Annotated in this window: 21 protein-coding genes; 5 read left to right on the top strand and 16 right to left on the bottom strand. The window is 67.3% G+C overall.

From position 1 onward, the window contains the following. Window positions 1-9 precede the first annotated feature (9 nt). From topA to BVC93_RS09830, 3 genes are all read right to left on the bottom strand, one after another. Window positions 10-2,829 carry a type I DNA topoisomerase gene (gene topA, locus BVC93_RS09820; RefSeq protein WP_083737004.1) on the bottom strand — a complete coding sequence of 940 codons (2,820 nt, stop codon included), beginning with the start codon at window positions 2,827-2,829 and terminating at the stop codon, window positions 10-12. A gap of 130 nt (window positions 2,830-2,959) precedes the next feature. Beyond that, entirely contained in the window at window positions 2,960-3,538 is a 579-nt protein-coding gene (locus tag BVC93_RS09825) for a hypothetical protein (protein ID WP_083737005.1), read from the bottom strand. A gap of 81 nt (window positions 3,539-3,619) precedes the next feature. Then, the gene (locus BVC93_RS09830; protein ID WP_005138711.1) at window positions 3,620-3,823 is read right to left on the bottom strand and encodes a cold-shock protein; all 204 of its coding nucleotides are present in this window, start codon (window positions 3,821-3,823) and stop codon (window positions 3,620-3,622) included. 218 nt (window positions 3,824-4,041) lie between these two features. On the opposite strand from BVC93_RS09830, the gene BVC93_RS09835 reads away from it, so the two are divergent. Further along, window positions 4,042-6,357, top strand: a complete 2,316-nt coding sequence (locus BVC93_RS09835) for a DEAD/DEAH box helicase (RefSeq protein WP_236950309.1) — start codon at window positions 4,042-4,044, stop codon at window positions 6,355-6,357. A gap of 389 nt (window positions 6,358-6,746) precedes the next feature. Here the strand turns inward: BVC93_RS09835 and BVC93_RS33910 are convergent, their stop codons facing one another. From BVC93_RS33910 to ssd, 7 genes are read right to left on the bottom strand one after another with little or no spacing between them, the layout of a single operon-like run. Next, entirely contained in the window at window positions 6,747-7,049 is a 303-nt protein-coding gene (locus BVC93_RS33910) for an Rv3654c family TadE-like protein (RefSeq protein WP_236950310.1), read from the bottom strand. A 28-nt stretch (window positions 7,050-7,077) separates the two neighbouring features. Further along, on the bottom strand, window positions 7,078-7,365 hold the full coding sequence (locus BVC93_RS33915) for a TadE family type IV pilus minor pilin (RefSeq protein WP_442929037.1): 288 nt from the start codon (window positions 7,363-7,365) through the stop codon (window positions 7,078-7,080). Between the two features lie 50 nt (window positions 7,366-7,415). Next, window positions 7,416-7,616: a DUF4244 domain-containing protein gene (locus BVC93_RS09845; protein WP_083737008.1), complete on the bottom strand. Its 201-nt coding sequence runs from the start codon at window positions 7,614-7,616 to the stop codon at window positions 7,416-7,418. Window positions 7,617-7,643: 27 nt separating this feature from the next. After that, window positions 7,644-8,222 (bottom strand): type II secretion system F family protein, encoded by a 579-nt coding sequence (locus tag BVC93_RS09850; protein ID WP_083737009.1) that lies wholly within the window; start codon window positions 8,220-8,222, stop codon window positions 7,644-7,646. Further along, complete coding sequence (locus BVC93_RS09855; protein ID WP_083737010.1) at window positions 8,219-8,986, bottom strand: type II secretion system F family protein; 768 nt, start codon at window positions 8,984-8,986, stop codon at window positions 8,219-8,221. Before BVC93_RS09855 ends, BVC93_RS09850 begins: the two co-directional genes overlap by 4 nt. Beyond that, window positions 8,983-10,155, bottom strand: coding sequence for a TadA family conjugal transfer-associated ATPase (locus tag BVC93_RS09860; RefSeq protein ID WP_083737011.1), 1,173 nt, complete (start codon window positions 10,153-10,155; stop codon window positions 8,983-8,985). The genes BVC93_RS09855 and BVC93_RS09860 overlap by 4 nt, the downstream gene beginning before the upstream one ends. Beyond that, window positions 10,152-11,222 (bottom strand): septum site-determining protein Ssd, encoded by a 1,071-nt coding sequence (gene ssd, locus BVC93_RS09865; protein WP_083740936.1) that lies wholly within the window; start codon window positions 11,220-11,222, stop codon window positions 10,152-10,154. Before ssd ends, BVC93_RS09860 begins: the two co-directional genes overlap by 4 nt. A gap of 413 nt (window positions 11,223-11,635) precedes the next feature. On the opposite strand from ssd, the gene BVC93_RS09870 reads away from it, so the two are divergent. Next, window positions 11,636-12,493, top strand: coding sequence for an HAD-IB family hydrolase (locus tag BVC93_RS09870; protein ID WP_083737012.1), 858 nt, complete (start codon window positions 11,636-11,638; stop codon window positions 12,491-12,493). Window positions 12,494-12,882: 389 nt separating this feature from the next. Here BVC93_RS09870 and BVC93_RS33530 read toward each other — a convergent pair whose 3' ends face one another. Further along, entirely contained in the window at window positions 12,883-13,623 is a 741-nt protein-coding gene (locus BVC93_RS33530) for an oxidoreductase (RefSeq protein WP_083737013.1), read from the bottom strand. A gap of 100 nt (window positions 13,624-13,723) precedes the next feature. Here BVC93_RS33530 and acs point away from each other — a divergent pair, with 100 nt between their 5' ends. Next, on the top strand, window positions 13,724-15,685 hold the full coding sequence (gene acs, locus BVC93_RS09885) for an acetate--CoA ligase (protein WP_083737014.1): 1,962 nt from the start codon (window positions 13,724-13,726) through the stop codon (window positions 15,683-15,685). Between the two features lie 59 nt (window positions 15,686-15,744). Here the strand turns inward: acs and BVC93_RS09890 are convergent, their stop codons facing one another. Further along, a complete protein-coding gene (locus BVC93_RS09890) occupies window positions 15,745-16,389 on the bottom strand; it encodes a S1 family peptidase (RefSeq protein WP_083740937.1) in 645 nt (214 codons plus the stop codon). Window positions 16,390-16,495: 106 nt separating this feature from the next. On the opposite strand from BVC93_RS09890, the gene BVC93_RS09895 reads away from it, so the two are divergent. Beyond that, window positions 16,496-17,002 carry a phage holin family protein gene (locus BVC93_RS09895; protein WP_083737015.1) on the top strand — a complete coding sequence of 169 codons (507 nt, stop codon included), beginning with the start codon at window positions 16,496-16,498 and terminating at the stop codon, window positions 17,000-17,002. Beyond that, window positions 17,003-17,929 carry an alpha/beta fold hydrolase gene (locus tag BVC93_RS09900; RefSeq protein WP_083737016.1) on the top strand — a complete coding sequence of 309 codons (927 nt, stop codon included), beginning with the start codon at window positions 17,003-17,005 and terminating at the stop codon, window positions 17,927-17,929. 49 nt (window positions 17,930-17,978) lie between these two features. Here the strand turns inward: BVC93_RS09900 and marP are convergent, their stop codons facing one another. The 4 genes from marP to nth are packed head-to-tail and all read right to left on the bottom strand — an operon-like array spanning window position 17,979 to window position 21,344. Continuing rightward, window positions 17,979-19,166, bottom strand: coding sequence for an acid resistance serine protease MarP (gene marP / locus BVC93_RS09905; protein ID WP_083737017.1), 1,188 nt, complete (start codon window positions 19,164-19,166; stop codon window positions 17,979-17,981). After that, window positions 19,163-19,936 carry an NUDIX hydrolase gene (locus tag BVC93_RS09910; protein ID WP_083737018.1) on the bottom strand — a complete coding sequence of 258 codons (774 nt, stop codon included), beginning with the start codon at window positions 19,934-19,936 and terminating at the stop codon, window positions 19,163-19,165. Before BVC93_RS09910 ends, marP begins: the two co-directional genes overlap by 4 nt. Continuing rightward, window positions 19,933-20,562, bottom strand: coding sequence for a TlpA family protein disulfide reductase (locus BVC93_RS09915; RefSeq protein WP_083737019.1), 630 nt, complete (start codon window positions 20,560-20,562; stop codon window positions 19,933-19,935). The genes BVC93_RS09910 and BVC93_RS09915 overlap by 4 nt, the downstream gene beginning before the upstream one ends. Continuing rightward, window positions 20,559-21,344, bottom strand: coding sequence for an endonuclease III (gene nth, locus BVC93_RS33920; protein ID WP_083740938.1), 786 nt, complete (start codon window positions 21,342-21,344; stop codon window positions 20,559-20,561). Before nth ends, BVC93_RS09915 begins: the two co-directional genes overlap by 4 nt. Window positions 21,345-21,407: the final 63 nt, after the last annotated feature.

Here is a 21,407-nt window from a genome sequence, read left to right on the forward strand (position 1 = left end):
CCCGACGCGTCAGGCCTTCTTGGCGGCTTTCTTCGCGGGCGCCTTCTTGGCCGCAGCCTTCTTGGCCGGCGTCTTCTTCGCAGCGGCCTTCTTCTTGACCGGACCGCGCGATCTGCGATCGGCCAACAGTTCCGAGGCCCGCTCGTCGGTGATCGACAGCACGTCGTCACCCTTGCGGAGGCTGGCGTTGGTCTCGCCGTCGGTGACGTAGGGTCCGAAACGGCCGTCCTTGATCACCATCGGCTTGCCGGAGGCCGCATCGTTGCCCAGCTCCCGCAACGGCGGTGCGGTAGCCGCTTGGCGCCCACGACGTTTCGGCTCGGCGTAGATCTTCAGCGCCTCGTCGAGGGTGATGGTGAACATCTGATCCTCGGTGGCCAGCGACCGAGAGTCGGTGCCGCGCTTGAGGTATGGACCGTACCGGCCGTTCTGCGCGGTGATCTCCTCGCCGTTGGCCGGGTCGACGCCGACAACACGCGGCAGCGACAGCAGCTTCAGCGCGTCCTCCAACGTCACCGTCTCGAGATCCATGGTGCGTAACAGTGATCCGGTGCGCGGCTTCGGCCCCGTGGGTTTTTTGCCCTTCTTGGCGCCGACGCCGTCTTCGGGTTCGTCCGGCGGCGGGGGCAGCACCTCGGTGACATACGGGCCGTAGCGACCGTCCTTGGCCACGATCTCGTGGCCACTTTCCGGGTCGATACCCAGCGAACGACCCTCCTGCGGTGTGCTGAACAGCTTTTCGGCCAGTTCCAGCGTCAGCTCGTCCGGGGTCAGCTCGTCATTGAGGTTGGCGCGCTGCGGTTTCAGTTCGCCCGGATTGTCCGGATCGTCGATCATGCGCTCGAGGTATGGCCCGTTGCGGCCCACCCTGACATTGATGGCGCGACCTTCGGCATCGTCGAAGAGCTTGATGGAGTTGACAACTCGTGCATCGATGTCTTCGAGGTTGCCGCCCACCAGCTTCTTGAGACCGCCGGCGCGGGCGATCGAGCCGTCCACACCGTGCTCGCCGCCGAAGTAGAAGTTGGACAGCCAGTTGGTGCGCTGCTCGTTACCCGAGGCGATGGCGTCCAACTCGTCTTCCATGGCAGCCGTGAAGTCGTAGTCCACCAGGCGCCCGAAGTGGTGTTCCAGCAGCCCGATCACCGCGAACGCCACCCAACTGGGCACCAGGGCACTGCCCTTCTTGTGCACGTAGCCGCGGTCCTGGATGGTCTTGATGATCGAGGAGTACGTCGACGGACGCCCGATGCCCAGCTCTTCCAGAGCCTTGATCAGAGACGCTTCGGTGTAGCGGGCCGGCGGGTTGGTGGAGTGTCCGTCGGGGGTCAGCTGGTTGGCCTGCACCCGCTGCCCCTGGGTCAGGTTGGGCAGCCTGCGTTCGGCGTCGTCGGCCTCACCGCCGGCCTGCTCGTCCAAGCTCTCCACGTAGGCCTTCAGGAAGCCGGCGAACGTCAGCGTGCGACCGCTGGCCGCGAAGGTGACCTGCTGCCCCGTGCTGGCCGCACCGGAGATCCGCAGACTCAGCGTGGTGCCGCGGGCGTCGGCCATCTGAGAGGCGACGGTGCGTTGCCAGATCAGCTCGTAGAGGCGGAACTCGTCGTTCTCCAGCTCGCGGCGCACCGCGTCGGGGGTGGCGAAGGTGTCGCCGGCCGGGCGGATGGCCTCGTGAGCCTCCTGGGCGTTCTTCACCTTGCGGGTGTACTGCCGCGGCGACGGGTGCACATACTGCTCGCCGTAGAGCTGAGCGGCTTGGGTCCGGGCGGCGTTGATGGCCGACTGCGACAGCGTGGTCGAGTCGGTACGCATATAGGTGATGTAGCCGTTTTCGTAGAGCCGCTGCGCGATGCTCATGGTGCGCTCGGAGGAGAACCGCAGTTTGCGGCCGGCCTCCTGCTGCAGCGTCGAGGTCATGAACGGCGGGTACGGCTTGCGGGTGTAGGGCTTCTCCTCCACCGAGGACACCGCCAGTGTCGTGCCCTGCAGACCCTGGACCAGGGCACCCGCGGTGGCCTGGGTGAGCACCGTGACCTCGTCCGGCTTGCGCACCGCGCCCAGGGAGTCGAAGTCGCGGCCACTGGCCACGCGCAGACCGTCGACAGTGACCAGCCGGGCGTTGAACACCGGTGGCTGGGCGGAAGGATCGGAGACACTGGCGTCGAGCTCGGCGGCGATGTCCCAGTACTCGGCGCTGCGGAACGCCATGCGCTCACGTTCGCGCTGCACGATGATCCGGGTGGCCACCGACTGCACGCGGCCGGCGGACAGCTTCGGTGCCACCTTCTTCCAGAGCACCGGGGACACTTCATAGCCGTACAGCCGGTCCAGGATGCGTCGGGTCTCCTGCGCGTCAACCAGGTCGTTGTCCAGATCGCGGGGCGATTCGGCGGCGGCCCGGATGGCTGGTTCGGTGATCTCGTGGAACACCATCCGCTTGACCGGAATGCGCGGTTTCAGTGTCTCCAGCAGATGCCAGGCGATTGCCTCACCCTCGCGGTCACCGTCTGTCGCCAGATACAGTTCGTCGACGTCCTTCAGCAGCCCTTTGAGCTCGGTGACCGTGCTCTTCTTCTCGGGGCTGACGATGTAGAGCGGTTCGAAATCAGCGTCGACGTTGACCCCGAGGCGAGCCCACGGCTCGGATTTGTACTTGGCGGGGACATCAGCTGCCGCACGGGGCAGGTCTCGGATGTGTCCGCGGGAGGATTCGACGATGTAATCGGAACCCAGATATCCGGCGATTTTGCGCGCCTTGGTGGGCGACTCGACTATGACGAGCCGTCGAACCCCACCGCTTCTGCCGCCGTTCTTACGGCCCTCGCCAGCCACCAGCGCCTACGCTCCACTCCTGCTCTTGTTCGCACCTACAGGCCCCCAACCCCGCGGGCAACTGCCAATTTGGCATTGCGCGCCTGTTGACGCAAACCGGTAATCCGTTTCTATTTCTACGTCACTACTCCTATGTACGTGGCCAGTGGGTGAACGCCTCGACGTCCCCCGGGGGTTCCCCCACGTTCTCTACCAGGCGTAACAGGCGTCTGCGGCCACTGATCCGCAACGCCGGATGGGCTCCGCGTGTCCCGATCAGCGTCGGTGCAATCCCGACCCGCATGAGCGCCGACGCCAACGGCGAATGGGTGTCAGGTGCGTGCGGGTCCAGTCCCAGGAGATAACGGTCGGACTCCGGGTAGCCAGCCGCCAGCGTCCACGCGCGCAGCTCCCTGGCACCGGGCAACCAGTACGCGGGCACCGTCTTGACGGCACCACGGGTCCACTCGCGAGCAATACTGACCAACCGGGGGTCGGCCGCAGTACGCACCAACGGGGTGTTCTCGTCGGTGCGGCTGATCTCCGCGCGCAGGCCCGCCTCGGTGATCATCTCGGCCAGCGCAGCAGCGCGCCACGTCGCGTCGACCACCACCGACAGCCGTGCTCCGGCATCGAGCAGCACCACCTGTCCGCTTGCAGCCAGCAGCCCAGTCAGGTCGGAGACGGCAGGAGGCACCGACTCCGCAGAGAAAAAGGACAGCTGTGCCACGCCACTGACACTAGGGCAGCGCGGAAAGGGAACACCCCCGCCGGATCATCCGTGCGGGGGTGTGTCGTCAGTAGGACTGACTCAGACGGCGCGGACGCCAGTGGCCTGGGGGCCCTTGGGGCTCTGGCCGACCTCGAACTCGACTCGCTGGTTCTCTTCCAGGGTGCGGAAGCCCGAACCCTGAATTTCCGTGTAGTGGACGAACACATCAGCGGAGCCGTCCTCGGGTGCGATGAAGCCGAAGCCCTTCTCCGCGTTGAACCACTTCACAGTTCCCTGTGGCATCTTTCGATCTTTCCTTAACTTGTAACTACCGGGTGCGGTGCGCCGAGATACGGCACACCGGGCCCGTTCCGACCGCACATCCTTCGCAGGAACCGCGACCGCAACGTCGATCCTGCGAAAGCTTTGACACCACACAGAAGCTGCGACCACCCTTATCCAAGCACGTTCGTGGCGTACGCGACAGTCTCGTTGCTACAGACTGGTGAACAATTCTGGATGTGACGGCGAATTTCGGCAGCGAACTGCTTTCTGCAGCGATTTCGGGCACCGATCCGGCCGAGAATCCCATCCGCCACGTCGCCGAACTCCCCGCCCGGCACGGCCGCACCGGACAGTGGCCCACCTGGGCAGACCCCGAGATCGTCGCGCTGTTCACCGATCGCGGCATCAGTGCACCGTGGACGCACCAGATCGAAGCCGCCGATCTGGCGCATTCCGGGCGCCACGTGGTGCTCAGCACCGGCACCGCGTCAGGTAAATCCCTGGCCTACCAACTCCCGATCCTGCAGACGCTGGCCACCGACCGCCGGGCCAGGGCGCTGTATCTGTCCCCCACCAAGGCGCTGGGCCGCGACCAGCTTCGCACCGCCCACGAGCTGACGTCCGCGCTTGACCACCTGACCGATGTGGCTCCCACCGCCTACGACGGTGACAGCGCACCTGAGGTGCGCCGATTCGCCAGGGAGCGGTCGCGCTGGCTGTTCTCCAATCCGGACATGATCCATCTGTCGCTGCTGCGCAACCATGCCAGGTGGGCGGTGTTCCTGCGTGGACTGCGCTACATCGTCGTCGACGAATGCCACTACTACCGAGGTATTTTCGGTTCCAACGTGGCGATGGTGCTGCGCAGGCTGCTGCGACTGTCGCAGCGCTATGCCGGATCACCGACTGTGATCTTCGCCAGCGCCACCACCGCCGCACCCGGGGAGACGGCAGCAGAATTGATCGGTGAGACCGTCACCGAAGTCACCGCCGACGGCTCACCGCACGGCGCCCGGACAGTCGCGCTGTGGGAGCCGGCACTGCGCACCGACATCACCGGCGAGAACGGCGCCCCGGTCCGACGGTCCGCTGGCGCGGAGGCATCACGGGTGATGGCCGACCTGATGACCGAGGGTGCGCGCACCCTGACCTTCGTGCGGTCGCGCCGCGGCGCCGAACTCACCGCGCTCGGCGCCAAGGCGCGACTGCAGGACACCGCTCCCGACCTGGCCGACAAGGTGGCGTCCTACCGGGCCGGGTACCTCGCCGAAGACCGCCGCGAGCTCGAGTCGGCGCTGTCCGAGGGCCGGTTGCGCGGGGTGGCGACCACCAACGCTCTCGAGCTCGGTGTGGACATCTCCGGACTGGATGCCGTGGTGTTGGCCGGCTTTCCTGGCACTGTCACCTCGTTCTGGCAGCAGGCGGGACGCTCAGGTCGACGCGGCCAGGGTGCTCTGATCGTGCTGATCGCCCGCGACGACCCCCTCGACACGTACCTGGTGCACCATCCGGCTGCGCTGTTGGACAGGCCGATCGAGCGGGTGGTCATCGATCCGAGAAACCCTTACGTCCTCGGCCCCCAGTTGCTCTGCGCCGCGGTCGAACTGCCGCTGACCGATGCCGAGGTGCGGATGTGGGCGGCGGAGAAGGTGGTGGACGAGTTGGTCGACGACGGCCTGCTGCGCCGCCGCGCCGGGCACTATTACCCTGCGCCGGGTGTGGATCCCCATCCTGCCGTGGACATCCGGGGATCTATCGGCGGGCAGATCGCGATCCTGGAATCCGGCACCGGCCGGATGCTCGGCAGCACCGGTGCCGGGCAGGCGCCGGCTACCGTGCACCCGGGTGCGGTGTATCTGCACCAGGGCGAGACCTACGTCGTCGACGACCTCGACTTCGAATCCGCAATCGCCTTCGTCCACGCCGAAGAACCCGGCTACACCACCCACGCCCGCGAGGTCACCGACATCAGGCCCACGGCCCACGGCGAACAGATCGAGTTCAACGACGTCACCCTGGGGTTGGTTCCGGTGGCGGTGACCAACACCGTGGTGGGTTATCTGCGCAGGACCATGGCCGGCGAGGTGATCGATTCAGTCGAGCTGGACATGCCGACAGCGACCTTGCAGACCGTGGCCGTCATGTACACCCTGACTCCGGAGCTGCTGGAACGCAATGGAATCGAGCTGCACCGCATCCCCGGCGCCCTACACGCGGCCGAACACGCAGCGATCGGCCTGCTGCCCCTGGTGGCCAGCTGCGACCGCGGTGACATCGGCGGGGTATCGACGGCGATCGGCCCGACCGGGCTTCCCACTGTCTTCGTCTACGACGGATACCCCGGCGGCGCCGGTTTCGCCGAACGTGGCTATCAGCAGATCCAGCAGTGGTTGAGCGCCACCGCCGCGGCGATCGAGGCATGCGAGTGCCCACGGGGCTGCCCGTCATGTGTCCAGTCTCCGAAGTGCGGCAACGGAAACGACCCGTTGGACAAGGCCGGGGCAGTGGTCGTGCTTCGCTCGCTGCTGAACGAATTGGCACGACCGACGTAACTGCCCGACTCCCGACTTGGCGGGCGCACCCGGAAGAAACGACCGACCCCTCGACGGCCGCCCTCATCTGGGCGCCACTCCACCGTGGCCAAGGTGCGATCGGACGGCCGGACAGCACGATCTGTTTCCCATCCCGACAAGTCGGACGCATCCAGGAAATTACCTCCAGGACAACCTCAGCGCAAATCCGATGGCTGACGTTGACAGTGGTCACCGCAGAGTTGCAACGATTCAGCTACGCAAGTGGAGCTGCGAAACCGAACGTTCGCTACGGACATGCCCAACCCGGGCGCGGACCATCAACTGGCGAAGTTGTCGGCTGGCCCGCCCGGGCACCTTCGCCTCGATGATCCCAACTGCGAGCGCCCGTTGCGGCGCGGAGTTGAACGTTACGTGGGCCCCGCCCGCGCGCTGGCCTCCGCCTGCCCGGTCCCCCACCGGCCCAGCCGCACCGGAACCGTCACTGCCACAGTCACATCGGTGCCCTCCACCGCACAAGCCACAGTGCGCGCCCGCATGGCGTCGGCCACCGCCTCGGCGGCCGCACACGAATGTGTTCGTCCCTCGACCAACCACAGCGCGGCAGCCAACGAGGCCAGGTCCGCTGCCGCCTGCGCCCGGTGGCGTGCCACCACCGCCGCTCCGAGACACGCGACGCCGACGGTGACCGCGATCAGCACGGCGGTCATCATGGCGGCGACGATGCTCGCCGAGCCCTGCTCATCCGCCAGGTTCGGCTGTCGCCGATTCGGAGACGGCCACCGCCTCGGCGGACAGAGTGAGTCCCGGCAACCCGGTGGCCCGAACGGTGACTGTGGCGATGACGTATTCACCGTCGCGCCGGATGTTGATGCCCGCACCCGACGGGGCGACCCGTTGCGCCACCCTGGTGGCCGACGGATCCGCCCGCGCGGCAAGGCGTGCGGCTTCTCTGGCCGCGTCGATGCACCGGATTTGTGCCGCCACCGCGGCGAGTGCGCCGACGCACACCACCAGCACCGCCACCAAGCTGGCGACGGCGAGTGCGGCCTCGACGGTGGCGATACCCCGGTCATCGGTCAGACACTGGTGTTGAGCGCGCGACCGATCACCCCGGTCAGCGCGCCGACGATCGAGTCGCCGGTGACCACGGAGTAGAGGATGGCTCCGAAGGCCGCAGCGGCGATGGTGCCGATGGCGTACTCGACGGTGGACATGCCGGTGTCGTCGACCGCCAGCATCGCCAACCGCAGCCGGATTCGCTGAATCATGGTGTTCATCAAGGGATCTCCATTCTGTTGTTCGGTTCACCACAAACCTGCCCCGAATACGTCACCGGCCAGTCCCGCGACGGTGGGGATGATGCCCAGACACACGAATGCGGGCAGGAAACACAGGCCCAGCGGACCGGCGATCAGCACCGAAGCGCGTTCGGCCGAGGCGGCCGCCGCGTGGGTGGCGTCGGAGCGTATCTGGTCGGCGAGTTCGGCCACGCCGTTGGCCAGGGCGGTACCCGACGCGGCCGAGCGGCGAGCCAGCCGCAGTAGCGCCTGCCCGTGCGGATCACGTGAATCCGATTCCGTTGCTGCCCAAGCAGTATCAGGGTCGGCACCGAGTGCGAGCAGATCAGCTGCCCGGTCCAGCATCTCGGCCAGCGGCGGGGGTGCATGGCGGGCGCTGGACCGCGCGGCGGCGGGGACAGCCATTCCCGCCCGCAGACACACCGCCAGCACGTCGAGCGCCGAGGCCCCGGCAAGCGGATCGGCCGCCGCAGCAGCGGACCGCCCGCTGCGCAGAGTCCGCGGGTATCCCGCCCGCAGGCGGGCGGCCAGCGGCCCGGACCCGAGTGTCAGCGCCGCGGCGAGTAACAGTGCGGAGGTGCTCATACGGGCAGCCGATCGGTGATGCGGCCGGACCACAACACGCCCGCGCACAGGAAGCCGATTCCGATCACCAGCACCCAGCCTCCGATACCGCGTGACAGGAAGGCCGCGGGCGCGGCGCCCAGCAGTTCACCGAGCACCACCCCGAGTGCGGGCAGGGCGGTGAGAATGACGGCGGTGGCCCTGGCTCCGGCCATTCCGGCGTCCACCTGTGCGGCGAAGCGGTGCCGCTCGGCGATGTCGAGTTGGGCGGCGCGCATCAGCATTCCGATAGGCAGCCCTTGTTCGGCGGCCAACTGCCAACAGCCGGCCAACCGTTCCCATTGCCTGGGAATGCCGGACCACTCGGCGGCGGCGCGCAGACCGGCGGCGACGTCGGCTCCCAACCGCGCCCGCGCGGCGACGGCCCGCAGGCCGGCACCCACCGACCCGCCTGTCTCGGAGGCAGAAATGTCGAAGGCCCGAACAGGGTGCGCTCCGGCTCGCAGTTCAGCAGTGAGCAATTCGAGTGCACCGGTGAGGGTCCTGCCCTCCTCGTGGATGCGGCGACGTGCCACTCTGATGCGGTAGCGCAGGCAACCGGTCACCGTCACCAAGACCGTGGCGACCACAACCGGCAACGGCAGCCACATCACGACGATCACCGCAGTCAGTGCCGCGGCTGCCGTGACGGGACCCCGCAGTGCGGGTGCGCGGCGGGAGGGCCTTCCCCTGCCTTGTGGCCGCACCAGCAGTGCGGCGGCGAGCAGCAAGGCGGCGGCTGTCATGACCCCACGCCGTCGAGTTGTCTGCGCAAGTCGGCCCATCCCTCGCCGCGACCACGGTCGGTCTGCCACGCCGTGAGGACACGGCAGGTGGCGGCTGTCTCGTCACGGCGCAGCACCGCGATCTCGCTGAGATGCCGAACACCGTCGGCTCTGCGCGACACGTGCAACAACACGCGGACTGCGGCCGCGAGCTGGCTGTGCAGCGTCACGCGGTCCAGACCGCCGAGAGCGCCGAGGGCCTCCAGGCGTGCCGGCACCTCCGCCGGCCGGTTGGCGTGCACGGTGCCCGCGCCGCCGTCATGGCCGGTGTTCAACGCCGAGAGCAGATCGACCACCTCGGCACCCCGCACCTCACCGACGACGATGCGGTCGGGACGCATCCGCAGTGCCTGACGCACCAGCTGCCGCACGGTGATCTCGCCTGCTCCCTCGATGTTCGCCGTGCGGGCCACCAAGGTCACCACGTGCGGATGCGGCGGCGCCAGTTCAGCGGCGTCCTCGACGCAGACGATGCGCTCATCGGGTGACACGGCGCCCAGCAGTGCCGAGAGAAGGGTGGTCTTTCCGGCGCCCGTACCGCCGGAAACCAGAAAGGCCAGTCTCGCGCTCACGACGTCGCTCAGCAGTGCGGCCGCATCCGGGGTCATCGCTCCTGCGTCACGCAAGGCCGACAGATCCTGAGTCGCGGGTCTGAGCACCCGTAGCGAGATGCACGTGCCTGCAGCCGCCACAGGTGCCAGGATCGCGTGCACGCGCACAGTCAGCCGCCGCGGCCCGACCTCTCGAAGCAGCCCATCCACCCAGGGTGAGGCGTCGTCGAGCCGCCGTCCGCAGGCCAGCGCCAGCCGCTGCGCCAGACGCCGGACGGCGGGTTCGTCAGCGAACTGAACTGGACTGCACCGCAAACCGTTTCCGTCGTCAACCCACACCTGCGACGGGGCGGTCACCAGGACATCGGTGGTGCCCGGCGCGCACAGCAGTGGCTCCAGAGCTCCTGCCCCGGTGAGCTCCGTCTGCACTGCGCGCAGGCTCGACAGCACTTCGGTGTCACCGAGCAGCCCCGCCGATTCGGCACGGATGGCGCGCGCGACCGTGTCGGCTTGCAGTGACCCTTGCCGAACGTCGGCGGCCAGTCGCTCACGCACACGGTCGATCAGCGACTCGGTCATGCGGCCTTCTCCACGGTGTGGTCGGCCAGGACTGTCGCGACCCGGCGCGCCGCCGCGGCCAACGGTGAACGCGCACGGACTCGTAGCCCGCCGTGTTCGAGCCTTTCGGTGACCAACGGCTCGGGTCGCATGGCGGCCAGCAGCGGCAACCCGGTGAGCTCGGCGATCTCGGCGGCCCGCAGTCCGCCTGGCGCCGGGCCGCGTACCACCAGCCCCACGTTGGGGTTGACCGCCGACACCACCGGAGCCATCGCCACCGTGGCCGCGCACCCTCGGACGTCGCAGGTGGTCACGACCACCACGAGGTCGGCGTCGTCGATCGCCACCGTCACCGGGTCGGTGAGCAGGCGAGGAAGGTCGCAGACGGCGGTGATGCCGTGGCGACGACTGGCCTCGAGCACCGCAGTGACGGCGCCGGCAGGCATCTCATGGCTGTGCCGCGCGGCGGACAGCACGGTGACCTCGCCGTGGCGCGGTAGCGCAGAACGGACGGCCTCCCACGACAGCCGCCCGCTCTGGACGGCCAGATCCGGCCAACGCAGACCGGGCGTGTTCTCGGCGCCCAGTAGTAGATCGATTCCGCCGCCGCACGGGTCGAGATCCATCAGTAGCGGCTCGCTGACGTGGAGAGCCAGAGCTGCTGCGAACACTGATGCACCTGCGCCGCCACGGCCGCCGATCACGGCCACCGTGGTACCGCGACCGCCAAGGCGGGCAGTGGGCACTCGTGCATCGGCAATACCGCGCACCAGGGTGTCGGCCTGATCGGGCAACGTCAGGACGTTCTGTGCACCAACCGAAATCGCCGTTTGCATGGTGATTGCGTCGAATTCGCCCAGACTGCACACGAACAACGCGGGACGCCGCGGTAATCCGGCATCGGCGCAGCGTCGCGCGGCCTCGACATCCAGTGCCACCGCCGCGGCGGCCGACCACACCTTGCGCGTCGGCGGGGTCGATGAATCGAGGTGGGCGGCCCGAACGCCGGCAGCGGCGGCCGCTCGGTCGACGTCGTCGCGCAGTGCGGATTCAGCGATGAGGGTGAGTAATCCAGCGGTCTCGGTCACCGCTTCACCGTGGCGGCCCACCGCGGGTGGGGGCCAGTCAAAGGTTTCGTTTTGTGGATGGATTCGCGTTTGTGGACAAGCCGGCAATTTCGTTCTCAGCGAAAGCAGGGCTGCAACCAATGGCTTCTATTGGTTGCAGCTGGCGAAACCTTGCCCTAAACAAAAGACGACCCTCGCCAGGGGGGGAGGAGGCGAGGGTCGTCGTGTATCAGCCCCGGGGGGTCGGGCTGATGCACACCCGGCATAAGCCGAGTAATACTCACTATACACACGACCCAGCACACTGGCGCAAGTCTCTGTCGACAACACGCCAGCCGGGGTTCACTGCAGAATTGCAGTGAACGACAGGTGGCTTGAACTGCCATTTTGGACACGACCTCGGTTCGTGTCGCGTCCACCCCTATTCTGGGTGCGTGACCGTCTCCGATCCGGGCGCAGCTCAGCTAACCACACCGCAAACGGGTGAAACGAACATGCGCCACACCCGTACCGCCGCGTTCTTCGATCTCGATAAGACCATCATCGCAAAATCGAGCACACTCGCTTTCAGCAAACCGTTCTTCGATCAGGGCCTGCTCAATAGGCGAGCGGTGCTGAAATCGAGTTATGCACAATTCCTGTTCCTGATGTCGGGCGCCGATCACGAGCAGATGGATCGCATGCGGTCCTATGTCACCGCCATGTGCACGGGGTGGGACGTGGAACAGGTGAAGTCGATCGTCGGGGAGACACTGCACGAGATCGTCGATCCGCTGGTGTTTGCCGAAGCGGCGGATCTGATCGCCGACCACAAGCTGTGCGGCCGCGACGTGGTGGTGGTGTCGGCCTCCGGCGAGGAAATCGTGGCCCCGATCGCCCGTGCCCTCGGAGCAACTCACGCAATGGCCACCCGCATGGTGGTCGAGGACGGTCGCTACACCGGCGAGGTCGCGTTCTACTGCTACGGCGAGGGCAAAGCGCAGGCCATTCAGGAACTCGCGAACCGAGAGGGATATCCCCTCGAGCACTGCTACGCGTACTCGGACTCGATCACCGACCTCCCGATGCTGGAATCCGTGGGCCACCCGACAGTGGTCAACCCCGACCGCAGCCTGCGCAAGGAGGCCACCGCACGCGAGTGGCCGGTGCTGACCTTCAGCAAGCCGGTCTCGCTGCGCGACCGGATTCCCGCACCGTCCAGCGCGGCCGTGGCCACCACCGCCGCCGTGGGATTGAGCGCTTTGGCCGCAGGCGCGCTGACATATTCGCTGCTACGCCGATTCGCTCTCTGACACACCGGGATAACGATCCGAAGTTGACACTTGATGTGACCGCGGTCACGTAGTACAAAGGAAGGCACGGAAGCCCGGTGAGGCCAAGGTCGATTCGGAAGAGAAGGCTCGATCTCCCGCACCAGGCTACCCAGCACGGGTCCCGGTACCCACGCGAAGCCACAGCCGCGATAGAGGCAGAAGTGTTGCGGGCCTGCGTAATTGCGAAAAGCGGATGAACCAAGACCTCTTGGGTTGAGGTCAGCTTCACTAGCGCAGCGCAAAGTCGCCGAGGCCAACCCACGCAGCCCACCTATGGACGCTTGGTAACCGGAGATCCGTGCTAGCGGGCGGCGAACCGAAACTGGACCTCCAGTGCTCGGAGCGCCGCCCGCTTCATGCTGTACGGGCTACTTCTTCTGCTCCGCGATCGAAACCGCTTCTCGCGCACCGGCTTGCAGCGCCCGGCAGTGCAGTAGCAACCACTCGGTCAACCCCTTTTCGGTGCCTGTGGCAAAACCTTGCGCCGCCGCTCGGTACTCCGCGGCGCGCCGCATCCAGTACACCTCGGGAACCCCGAGACCGTGCGGGTCCAAGCCGCTGGCGATCGTCACCAATCGCGATACCCCACGTGCCACCACACCGTCGGCGCTGCCGAAGGCGACCAGCGTGAGCAGTTCGCCGTGCGCGACAGCCGCCAGGATGGGCGCAGGCACCTTGGAGCGGCCGGTGACAAGTTGGGATACCAAGTCCAGCCGCGCGGCCACTTCGGGATCGGCACGCGGTCGAGCCAGCTCGCTCTCCGGCACCACATCGGCGGCGGCCAGCATGTGCAGTCGGGCCAGGGCCTGCAACGGAGCTCTGCGCCACACGCCGATCAAGGCCGTCTCACCGCCCTCGAGGGCTTGGGCCACCCGCAGCGAACCGGCGAAGACCGGATCCGAGGCGGTGTGCTCGTCGAGTTGCGGAGTGCCCCCGTCCAGAACCGAAGATGCCCGGGCCGCCCGCAGCGCCGCCTCGGCAGCGGTGACAGGCCAGCCGCGCAGATTCGCCCGGTGCCGATGTGCCCGGCCGAGTGCGTCTCGCGCCTGTTCGGCGGCATCGGCCACGCCCGGGAGATCCACCAGGGGGGCCAGCGGGTCACCACTCACGCCCGGGAACCCTACCGTTCGGCGCACAGCACCCACCGCCCGTGGTGCGCGATGTGAGGTGCCAACGCTCTTGCAACCTTGGGTGACTACCCTCACAACCATGACCGAGACGCACACCGAAGTTCTGTCAGCGTATCCGCCTGCCGCGGAGTTCGCCGAGCAGGCGAACGCCACCGCGGCGCTGTACGACGAGGCCGAAGCGGACCGCCTGGCGTTCTGGGCGACTCAGGCCAACCGGCTGTCCTGGGACACCCCGTTCACCGAGGTACTGGACTGGTCGCAGCGTCCGTTCGCTAAGTGGTTCGCCGACGGCAAACTCAACGTCTCCTACAACTGCGTCGACCGCCACGTCGAAGCCGGCAACGGCGACCGGGTGGCCATCCACTGGGTGGGCGAGCCCGTCGAACACCACCGCTCGATCACCTACGCCGAACTCAAAGACGAAGTCAGCCAGGCGGCGAACACGCTGACCGATCTGGGCTTGGTCTCCGGTGACCGGGTGGCCATCTACATGCCGATGGTGCCTGAGGCCATCGTCGCGATGCTGGCGTGTGCGCGCCTGGGTGTCATGCACTCGGTGGTGTTCGCCGGCTTCTCGGCCAGCGCGCTCAAAGCCCGCATCGAGGACGCCTCGGCGAAACTGGTGATCACCACCGATGGCCAGTACCGCCGCGGTCAAGCCGTGTCGCTGAAGGCCGGCGTCGACGAAGCCATCGCAGGCTTGGGCGACGACAGCCCGGTCGAGCATGTCCTGGTGGTACGGCGCACCGGCATCGACGTCGAGTGGACCGAGGGTCGCGACCTGTGGTGGGACGAGGTGGTACCCAAGGCCTCGACCGAGCACACTCCGGCGGCCTTCGACTCCGAACACCCGCTGTTCCTGCTCTACACCTCCGGCACCACCGGCAAGCCCAAGGGCATCATGCACACCTCGGGTGGTTACCTGACCCAGGCGTCCTACACCCATTTCAACGTCTTCGACATCAAACCCGAGACCGACGTGTACTGGTGCACCGCCGACATCGGCTGGGTCACCGGGCACACCTACATCGTGTACGGTCCGCTGTCCAACGGCGTCACCCAGGTGGTCTACGAAGGCACCCCGGCTTCCCCCGATGAACACCGGCACTTCCAGATCATCGAAAAATACGGTGTCACCATTTATTACACCGCCCCCACGCTGGTGCGGACGTTCATGAAATGGGGCCGCCAGATCCCCGCCGATCACGACCTGTCGTCGCTGCGGCTGCTCGGCTCGGTCGGTGAGCCCATCAACCCCGAAGCGTGGCGCTGGTACCGGATGGCGTTCGGCGCGGACAAGACCCCGATCGTGGACACCTGGTGGCAGACCGAGACCGGCGCCATCATGATTTCCCCGCTGCCCGGGGTCACCCACACCAAACCCGGTTCGGCGATGCGGGCGCTGCCCGGTGTGTCGGCCAAGATCGTCGATGACGACGGCAACGAACTCGCCCCCGGCACCGACCACGGCGAGCAGGTCTCCGGCTACCTGGTGTTGGACAAGCCGTGGCCGTCGATGCTGCGCGGCATCTGGGGCGACGAGGAACGGTTCAAGGACACCTACTGGTCCCGATTCGCCGAGCAGGGCTGGTACTTCGCCGGCGACGGCGCCCGCTACGGCAGCGACGGCGAGATCTGGGTGCTGGGACGCATCGATGACGTCATGAACGTCTCCGGACACCGCATCTCCACCGCCGAGGTGGAATCAGCGCTCGTCGGGCACTCCGGTGTCGCCGAGGCCGCCGTCGTCGGAGCCACCGACGAGCACACCGGACAGGCGATCTGCGCATTCGTCATCCTGAAGTCATCGGCACACGGCGGCGAGACCACCATGATCGACGAGTTGCGCGCCGAAGTGGCCCGCGAGATCTCCCCGATCGCCAAACCCCGTGAGATCCATGTGGTTCCGGAACTCCCGAAGACCCGCAGCGGCAAGATCATGCGACGCCTGCTGCGCGACGTCGCCGAGGGCCGCGAACTCGGTGACACCTCGACCTTGGTGGACCCCAGCGTCTTCGAGGCCATCCGCGCCAGCAAGTGACCAGCGCGGTCGCCGAGGCGACGAAGGAGCCGGGGAGAGCGGCCGCGCCACCGCAGTTGTCACACCGGCCGAAAGCCCGACCCCGGTCGGGCTTTCGCCGTGATGTCGGCCAGCTGCGTGGGAAACGACATGGTGACCGCGGGCGTGTGCAGCGGGATGAACTTGATGACACAGCTGGGTAGGTCATTGCTGAACGCCCCGTGGATCATCCCGACCAGTTTGTTGTTCGCGGTCACCGGCGCACCCGAGTCACCCGGGGCGCCGCACACCTGGTTCAAAACGGTGCCGGGGTCTTCACCGGGGCCCCACGTCACGCCGCAGGATGTGCCGGTGGTGCGGCCGAGCTTGCAGACCACCTGACCGAACGCGGGGTCGGGCCCCAGTCCGTCGATGACGAATCCGTTGACGTTGTTGGTCGGGATCACCTTGCTGCGATCGAAACGGATGACGGCGTAGTCAAGAGCGTCGTTTCCTGCCACCATCACGCCCACCGGGCCTGCGTTCTCCGCGCCTTCAGCTGCGACCTGCGCTCCGGGTCCGCCGCAGTGCGCCGAGGTGAACCCCACCAGATCACCGCGGTTGTCGGTTCCGATGGCAGTCAGCGTGCAGTACGACTCCCCGTTGATGACGATCCCGGACCCACCACCGAGGGTGACGGGAGCGGCGACCGCTGGGCCTGCGGTGACGATGGACAACGTAGCCAACGCCGCGAAAACACAGCCAGCAAGGCGCACGATCTTCAAAACGAACTCCGGAGTCAGGGTTTGGCCAGGGTCGTCCCCAGTGAACCAGACATGGCACCATAAAGCCGTGAGCAATGGTGACCGCAAGAATGGTGTGCCCGCGACCGTGACGTCGATTCCGCTGATCGACCCCAACGCAGTCCCCGCGGACCCGTCGATCGGCGACCTGGTCAAAGACGCCACCACCCAGGTCTCCACGCTGGTGCGCGCCGAGGTGGAACTGGCCCGCGCCGAGATCACCCGGGATGTGAAGAAGGGCCTCACCGGCAGCGTCTTCTTCGTCCTGGCGCTGCTGGTGTTGTTCTACTCCACCTTCTTTTTCTTCTTCTTCCTGGCCGAGCTTCTGGACACCTGGTTGTACAGCTGGGCGGCGTACCTGATCGTGTTCGGCATCATGGTGGTCACGGCCGCACTGTTCGCGCTGCTCGGGTACCGCAAAGTGCGCAAGATCCGTGGCCCGCAGCAGACCATCGAGACGGTCAAGGAAACCAAGGCGGCGTTCATCCCCGGTGACAAGACACCGAGCGCACCGGCGGTCAAGGCTCCGGCGACCACCGACCCCTCGGGCTGGTAGATGCCGCCCCCGGATCCGTCCGTCGTCCGCATCAACGGACCGTGGCGTCACTTCGACGTCCACGCGAACGGCATCCGGTTTCATGTCGTCGAGGCTGAGGCCGCCGATCCAGACGCGCCACTGGTTGTGCTCCTGCACGGATTCGGCTCGTTCTGGTGGTCGTGGCGCCATCAGCTGCGCGGGCTCACCGGAGCCCGGGTGGTGGCGGTGGATCTGCGCGGCTACGGCGGCAGCGACAAACCTCCACGGGGATACGACGGGTGGACACTGGCCGGAGACACCGGCGGTCTGATCCGCGCTCTGGGGCACACCTCGGCCACGCTGGTGGGCCATGCCGACGGCGGCCTGGTGTGCTGGGCCACCTCTGTGCTGCATCCGAGGCTGGTGCGGTCCATCGCACTGGTCAGTTCACCGCATCCGGCTGCCCTGCGCCGGGCTGCACTGACCCGCCGTGACCAGGGCCGCGCACTTCTGCCCTCACTACTGTCCTATCAATTGCCCCGCTGGCCCGAGCACGTGCTGACCCGACGCGGCGCCGACGATCTCGAGGCCCTGGTGCGCAGCCGCGCCTCCGGCAAGTGGCTGGCGTCGGAAGACTTCTCCGAGACCGTGATCCATCTGCGCCGGGCGATCCAGATTCCCGGTGCGGCACATTGCGCGCTGGAGTACCAGCGCTGGGCGGTGCGCAGCCAGCTGCGCGGTGAGGGCAGGCGATTCATGAAGCAGATGAAGCGCGAGCTCGGGATCCCGCTGCTGCACATGCGCGGGGACGCCGACCCGTACGTGCTGGCCGACCCGGTGGACCGCACGCAGCGCTACGCACCGCACGGACGTTTCGTATCGCTTTCCGGCGCAGGCCATTTCGGCCACGAAGAGGCTCCGGACGAAGTCAACGACCACCTGATGCGGTTTCTGGCGCTCAAGTGATCGCGGCCCGGCCCTCTCTCCCCCTCGTCCCTCGGGCTCGTCGACCGGCCTAAGTGACGCAGGACCCGGTGGCCGCGCGCTCGGTGGCGTTGACCTTCAGCATCTGACGCTCCACCTCGTTGGCGGTCAGCACGAATCCGGTATCGGTGTCGTCCACCGCGGCACCGAACACCACGCCCAGCACCCGGCCGTTTGCGTCGATCAGCGGTCCACCCGAATTGCCCTGCCGCACCGTGCCCCTGATGGTGTACACCTCGCGGTTGACGGTGGTGGTGCGGTAGATGTCGGGACCGTTGAGTTCGATGATCTCGCGCACCCGCGCGGGGGTGGCGGCAAAGTCGCCGCCGCCGGGGTAGCCCAGCACCAGCGCGTCGGTGCCCGTCGTCGCGGCGTCGTCGGCGAAGTCCAGAGGCGCAGCGGGCAGATTCGGCACGTACAGCATCGAGATGTCGGCGTTCGGGTCGTAGGACACCACCACGGCGTCATACGTCTGGCCGGCGGATTCGACGGTGACAGTGTCAGAGCCGGCCACCACGTGCGCGTTGGACATGACGTGCTGGGGTCCGACCACGAAACCGGTGCCCTCGAGCACCTTCTGGCAGCCCGGCGCCACACCGCGGATCTTCACCACGCTGGGCTGCACGGCCGCCACCACCGCGTCGGTGGCCAGCGTCGCGTTCGGCGGAGCCACCTCGACGATGGGGGTGCGTCCGAAAGGCTGCAGGACATCGGGCAGACCCGAGGTGTCCAGCAGCGCCGAGAGGCGCTTGGGCACGGCGCGCAACCACTCCGGCGCCACTGCGTCCACCTGGGCCAGCACTTTGGAACCCTTGACCGCGTTGACCAGGTTGGTCTGATCCGACGATGTCAATGGGGTGGCCAGCAGCCACGCCGCCACCATCACCACAATCACCTGCAGGCCCACTCCGATGAGTGAATCCACAAGTCGCACACCGGGATTACGCACCGCACCTCGCACCGCACGACCCAGCACCACTCCGGCGACCTCACCGACCACCACCAGCGCCAGGATGAGGAACAGCGCGGCGAACAACTTGGTACGGGCACCGTCGATGTGGTTCACCAGGTGCGGAGCAAGCAGCACTCCGGCGACGGCGCCGAGGATGACGCCGATGAACGACATCACCGAGCCCAACGCTCCGGAACGCCAACCGGAGACAGCGGCGATGAATGCGAGGGCGACGACGGCGATGTCCAGCCACTGGGATGGGTTCACTGTGTTTCTCCGCCGACGAGTGCGAGTGCGTCCTCGAGTTCGAGCACCTTGGTGTTGTCCCACGGGGTCGCCCAACCGGCGACATCGAGGAGCGCGGAGATCACCTGTCCGGTGAATCCCCAGACGAGCATCTGGTTCAGCAGGAACGCGGGCCCGGCGAAGCTGCGGGTGTTGGCGTCGCGGTACACCATCAGCCGGTTGTCCGGGTTGGTGAACGCACGCACCGGAACTCGGGCGACGATCGCGGTTTCGGCTTCGTCGACCACGGCGACGGGTCCGGGATCGGGTGAGTACGCCAAAACAGGCACCACATAGAAGCCCGTCGGCGGAATGAACATCCGCTCGAGCGTGGCCAGCGGGTGCAACCGCGTGACGTCGATCCCGGTCTCCTCCCACGCCTCCCGCAGGGCGGTGCCAACCGGTCCATCATCACCCGGATCGCTGACTCCGCCGGGAAAGGCGGCCTGCCCGGCGTGGTGGCGCAGTGTGGAGGCCCGCACGGTCACCAGCAGGTCGGCATCGTCGGGCAGGCCGGGCACCACGGAGTCCTGCGGCATCGACTCCGGGCCGGAGAACAGCACCAGCACCGCGGCATCGCGTTTGGGCTGGTTGGCCGCGGCCTCGGCCAGGGACGCCAGCAGCTCGGCCGGCACCTTCCGCCGGTAGGCGCTGCGGACCTGGTGCACGTTGTCGACAAGGGGCCGTAACCAGTCGGGGCCGATGTCGGGCGCCAAGGGGACCGCACTGCTCACCGGCGGTACCCCTCTCATCGAAGTTGGTCGCCCACCGCCTCGGCGATCTCGTCGGCGCTGACAAACGGCCGGGGTAGGACTTCGGCCACGCTACCGTCCGAGCGCAGCAGGACGGTCGCAGGCATGACGTTGGGAACCTTCAGTGCGGCGGCGATGCGCCGGTCGCCGTCCTGCAGGGTGGGCAACCGCACACCCCAGTCGGCGAGCCGCATCAGGGCGGCCTCCTCATTGGGATCCTGGTGCACGGTGACCACCAGGACCTCCTGGCCCACCCGCTGCTGGTACTCGACGAGCGCGGGCAGTTCGTCGGCGCAGGGGCCGCACCAGTAGGCCCAGAGATTCAGCAGCACCGGTCGCCCGGCCAGCGCCTGCGCCACGTCGACAGGACTGCCGTCGGCCGCACACGACGCCTCGACGCCGCGCAGCGCCGCAACGGCAGGCCCCTCCCCGGTCGGGCACGGTGGCAGGGCGGCGTCACGTCGCGCCTGCGCAAGTTCAGCTGGGTCCGGCGTCAGCTCCACCGCCGCGGGAAGACCGGAAGGGCCGGCGGCTTCCGGTGGATCACCGAGCTCAGCCAGAAACGCGCCGACCAGGACCGCGACCAGGATCAGAGTCGCGATGGTCCACAGCGCGGCCTTGCTCACAACCCGGCCAGGGCCAGCAGATGCTCGGTCTCCGGGCCTTTGACCAGCGGTGCGGCCAACTGGGGGTCGGTGGGCCCGGCGCCGAACGACGGGCAGTCCTTGGCCAGGACACAGACACCGCACGCGGGTTTGCGGGCGTGGCAGACGCGGCGGCCATGAAAGATCACACGATGACTCAGCAGAGTCCACTCCGGACGCTCGATCAGGTCGCCGACCGCTTTCTCGACCTTCACCGGATCTTCCTCGGCGGTCCAGCGCCATCGCCGGACCAGCCGGCCAAAGTGGGTGTCCACCGTGATACCGGGGATGTCGAACGCGTTACCGAGCACCACGTTGGCGGTCTTGCGACCGATCCCGGGCAGCGTGACCAGCTCGTCGAGGGTGTTGGGCACCTCTCCGCCGAAGTTGTCCACCAGCGCCTGCCCGAGTCCGATCAACGAGTTGGCCTTGTTCCGGTAGAAGCCGGTGGGCCGGATCATCTCCTCGAGTTCGGCACGGTTGGCCGCCGCGTAGTCGGCCGCGGTGCGGTACTTGGCGAACAACGCCGGAGTGGTCATGTTGTCCCGGACGTCGGTGCACTGCGCCGAGAGGATGGTGGCCACCGAGAGCTCCAAGGGATTGGTGAAATCCAGCTCGCAGTAGACATGCGGAAACGCCATGGCAAGCGTGCGATTCATCCGTCTCGCACGACGCACCAATCCCAGGTGTGTCTCTTTGTCCCATTTCGTCTTAGACGAGGCCTTGGCCACCACGTTCAACAGGCTACTGACCGGCTCTGACATCTCTCGGACGAGATGGTTCGCAGCCATATCTGAGCAGTTGACAAACTGTGATCCCACTGAGAC

This window comes from Mycobacterium sp. MS1601 (genome assembly GCF_001984215.1).
GTDB lineage: Bacteria > Actinomycetota > Actinomycetes > Mycobacteriales > Mycobacteriaceae > Mycobacterium.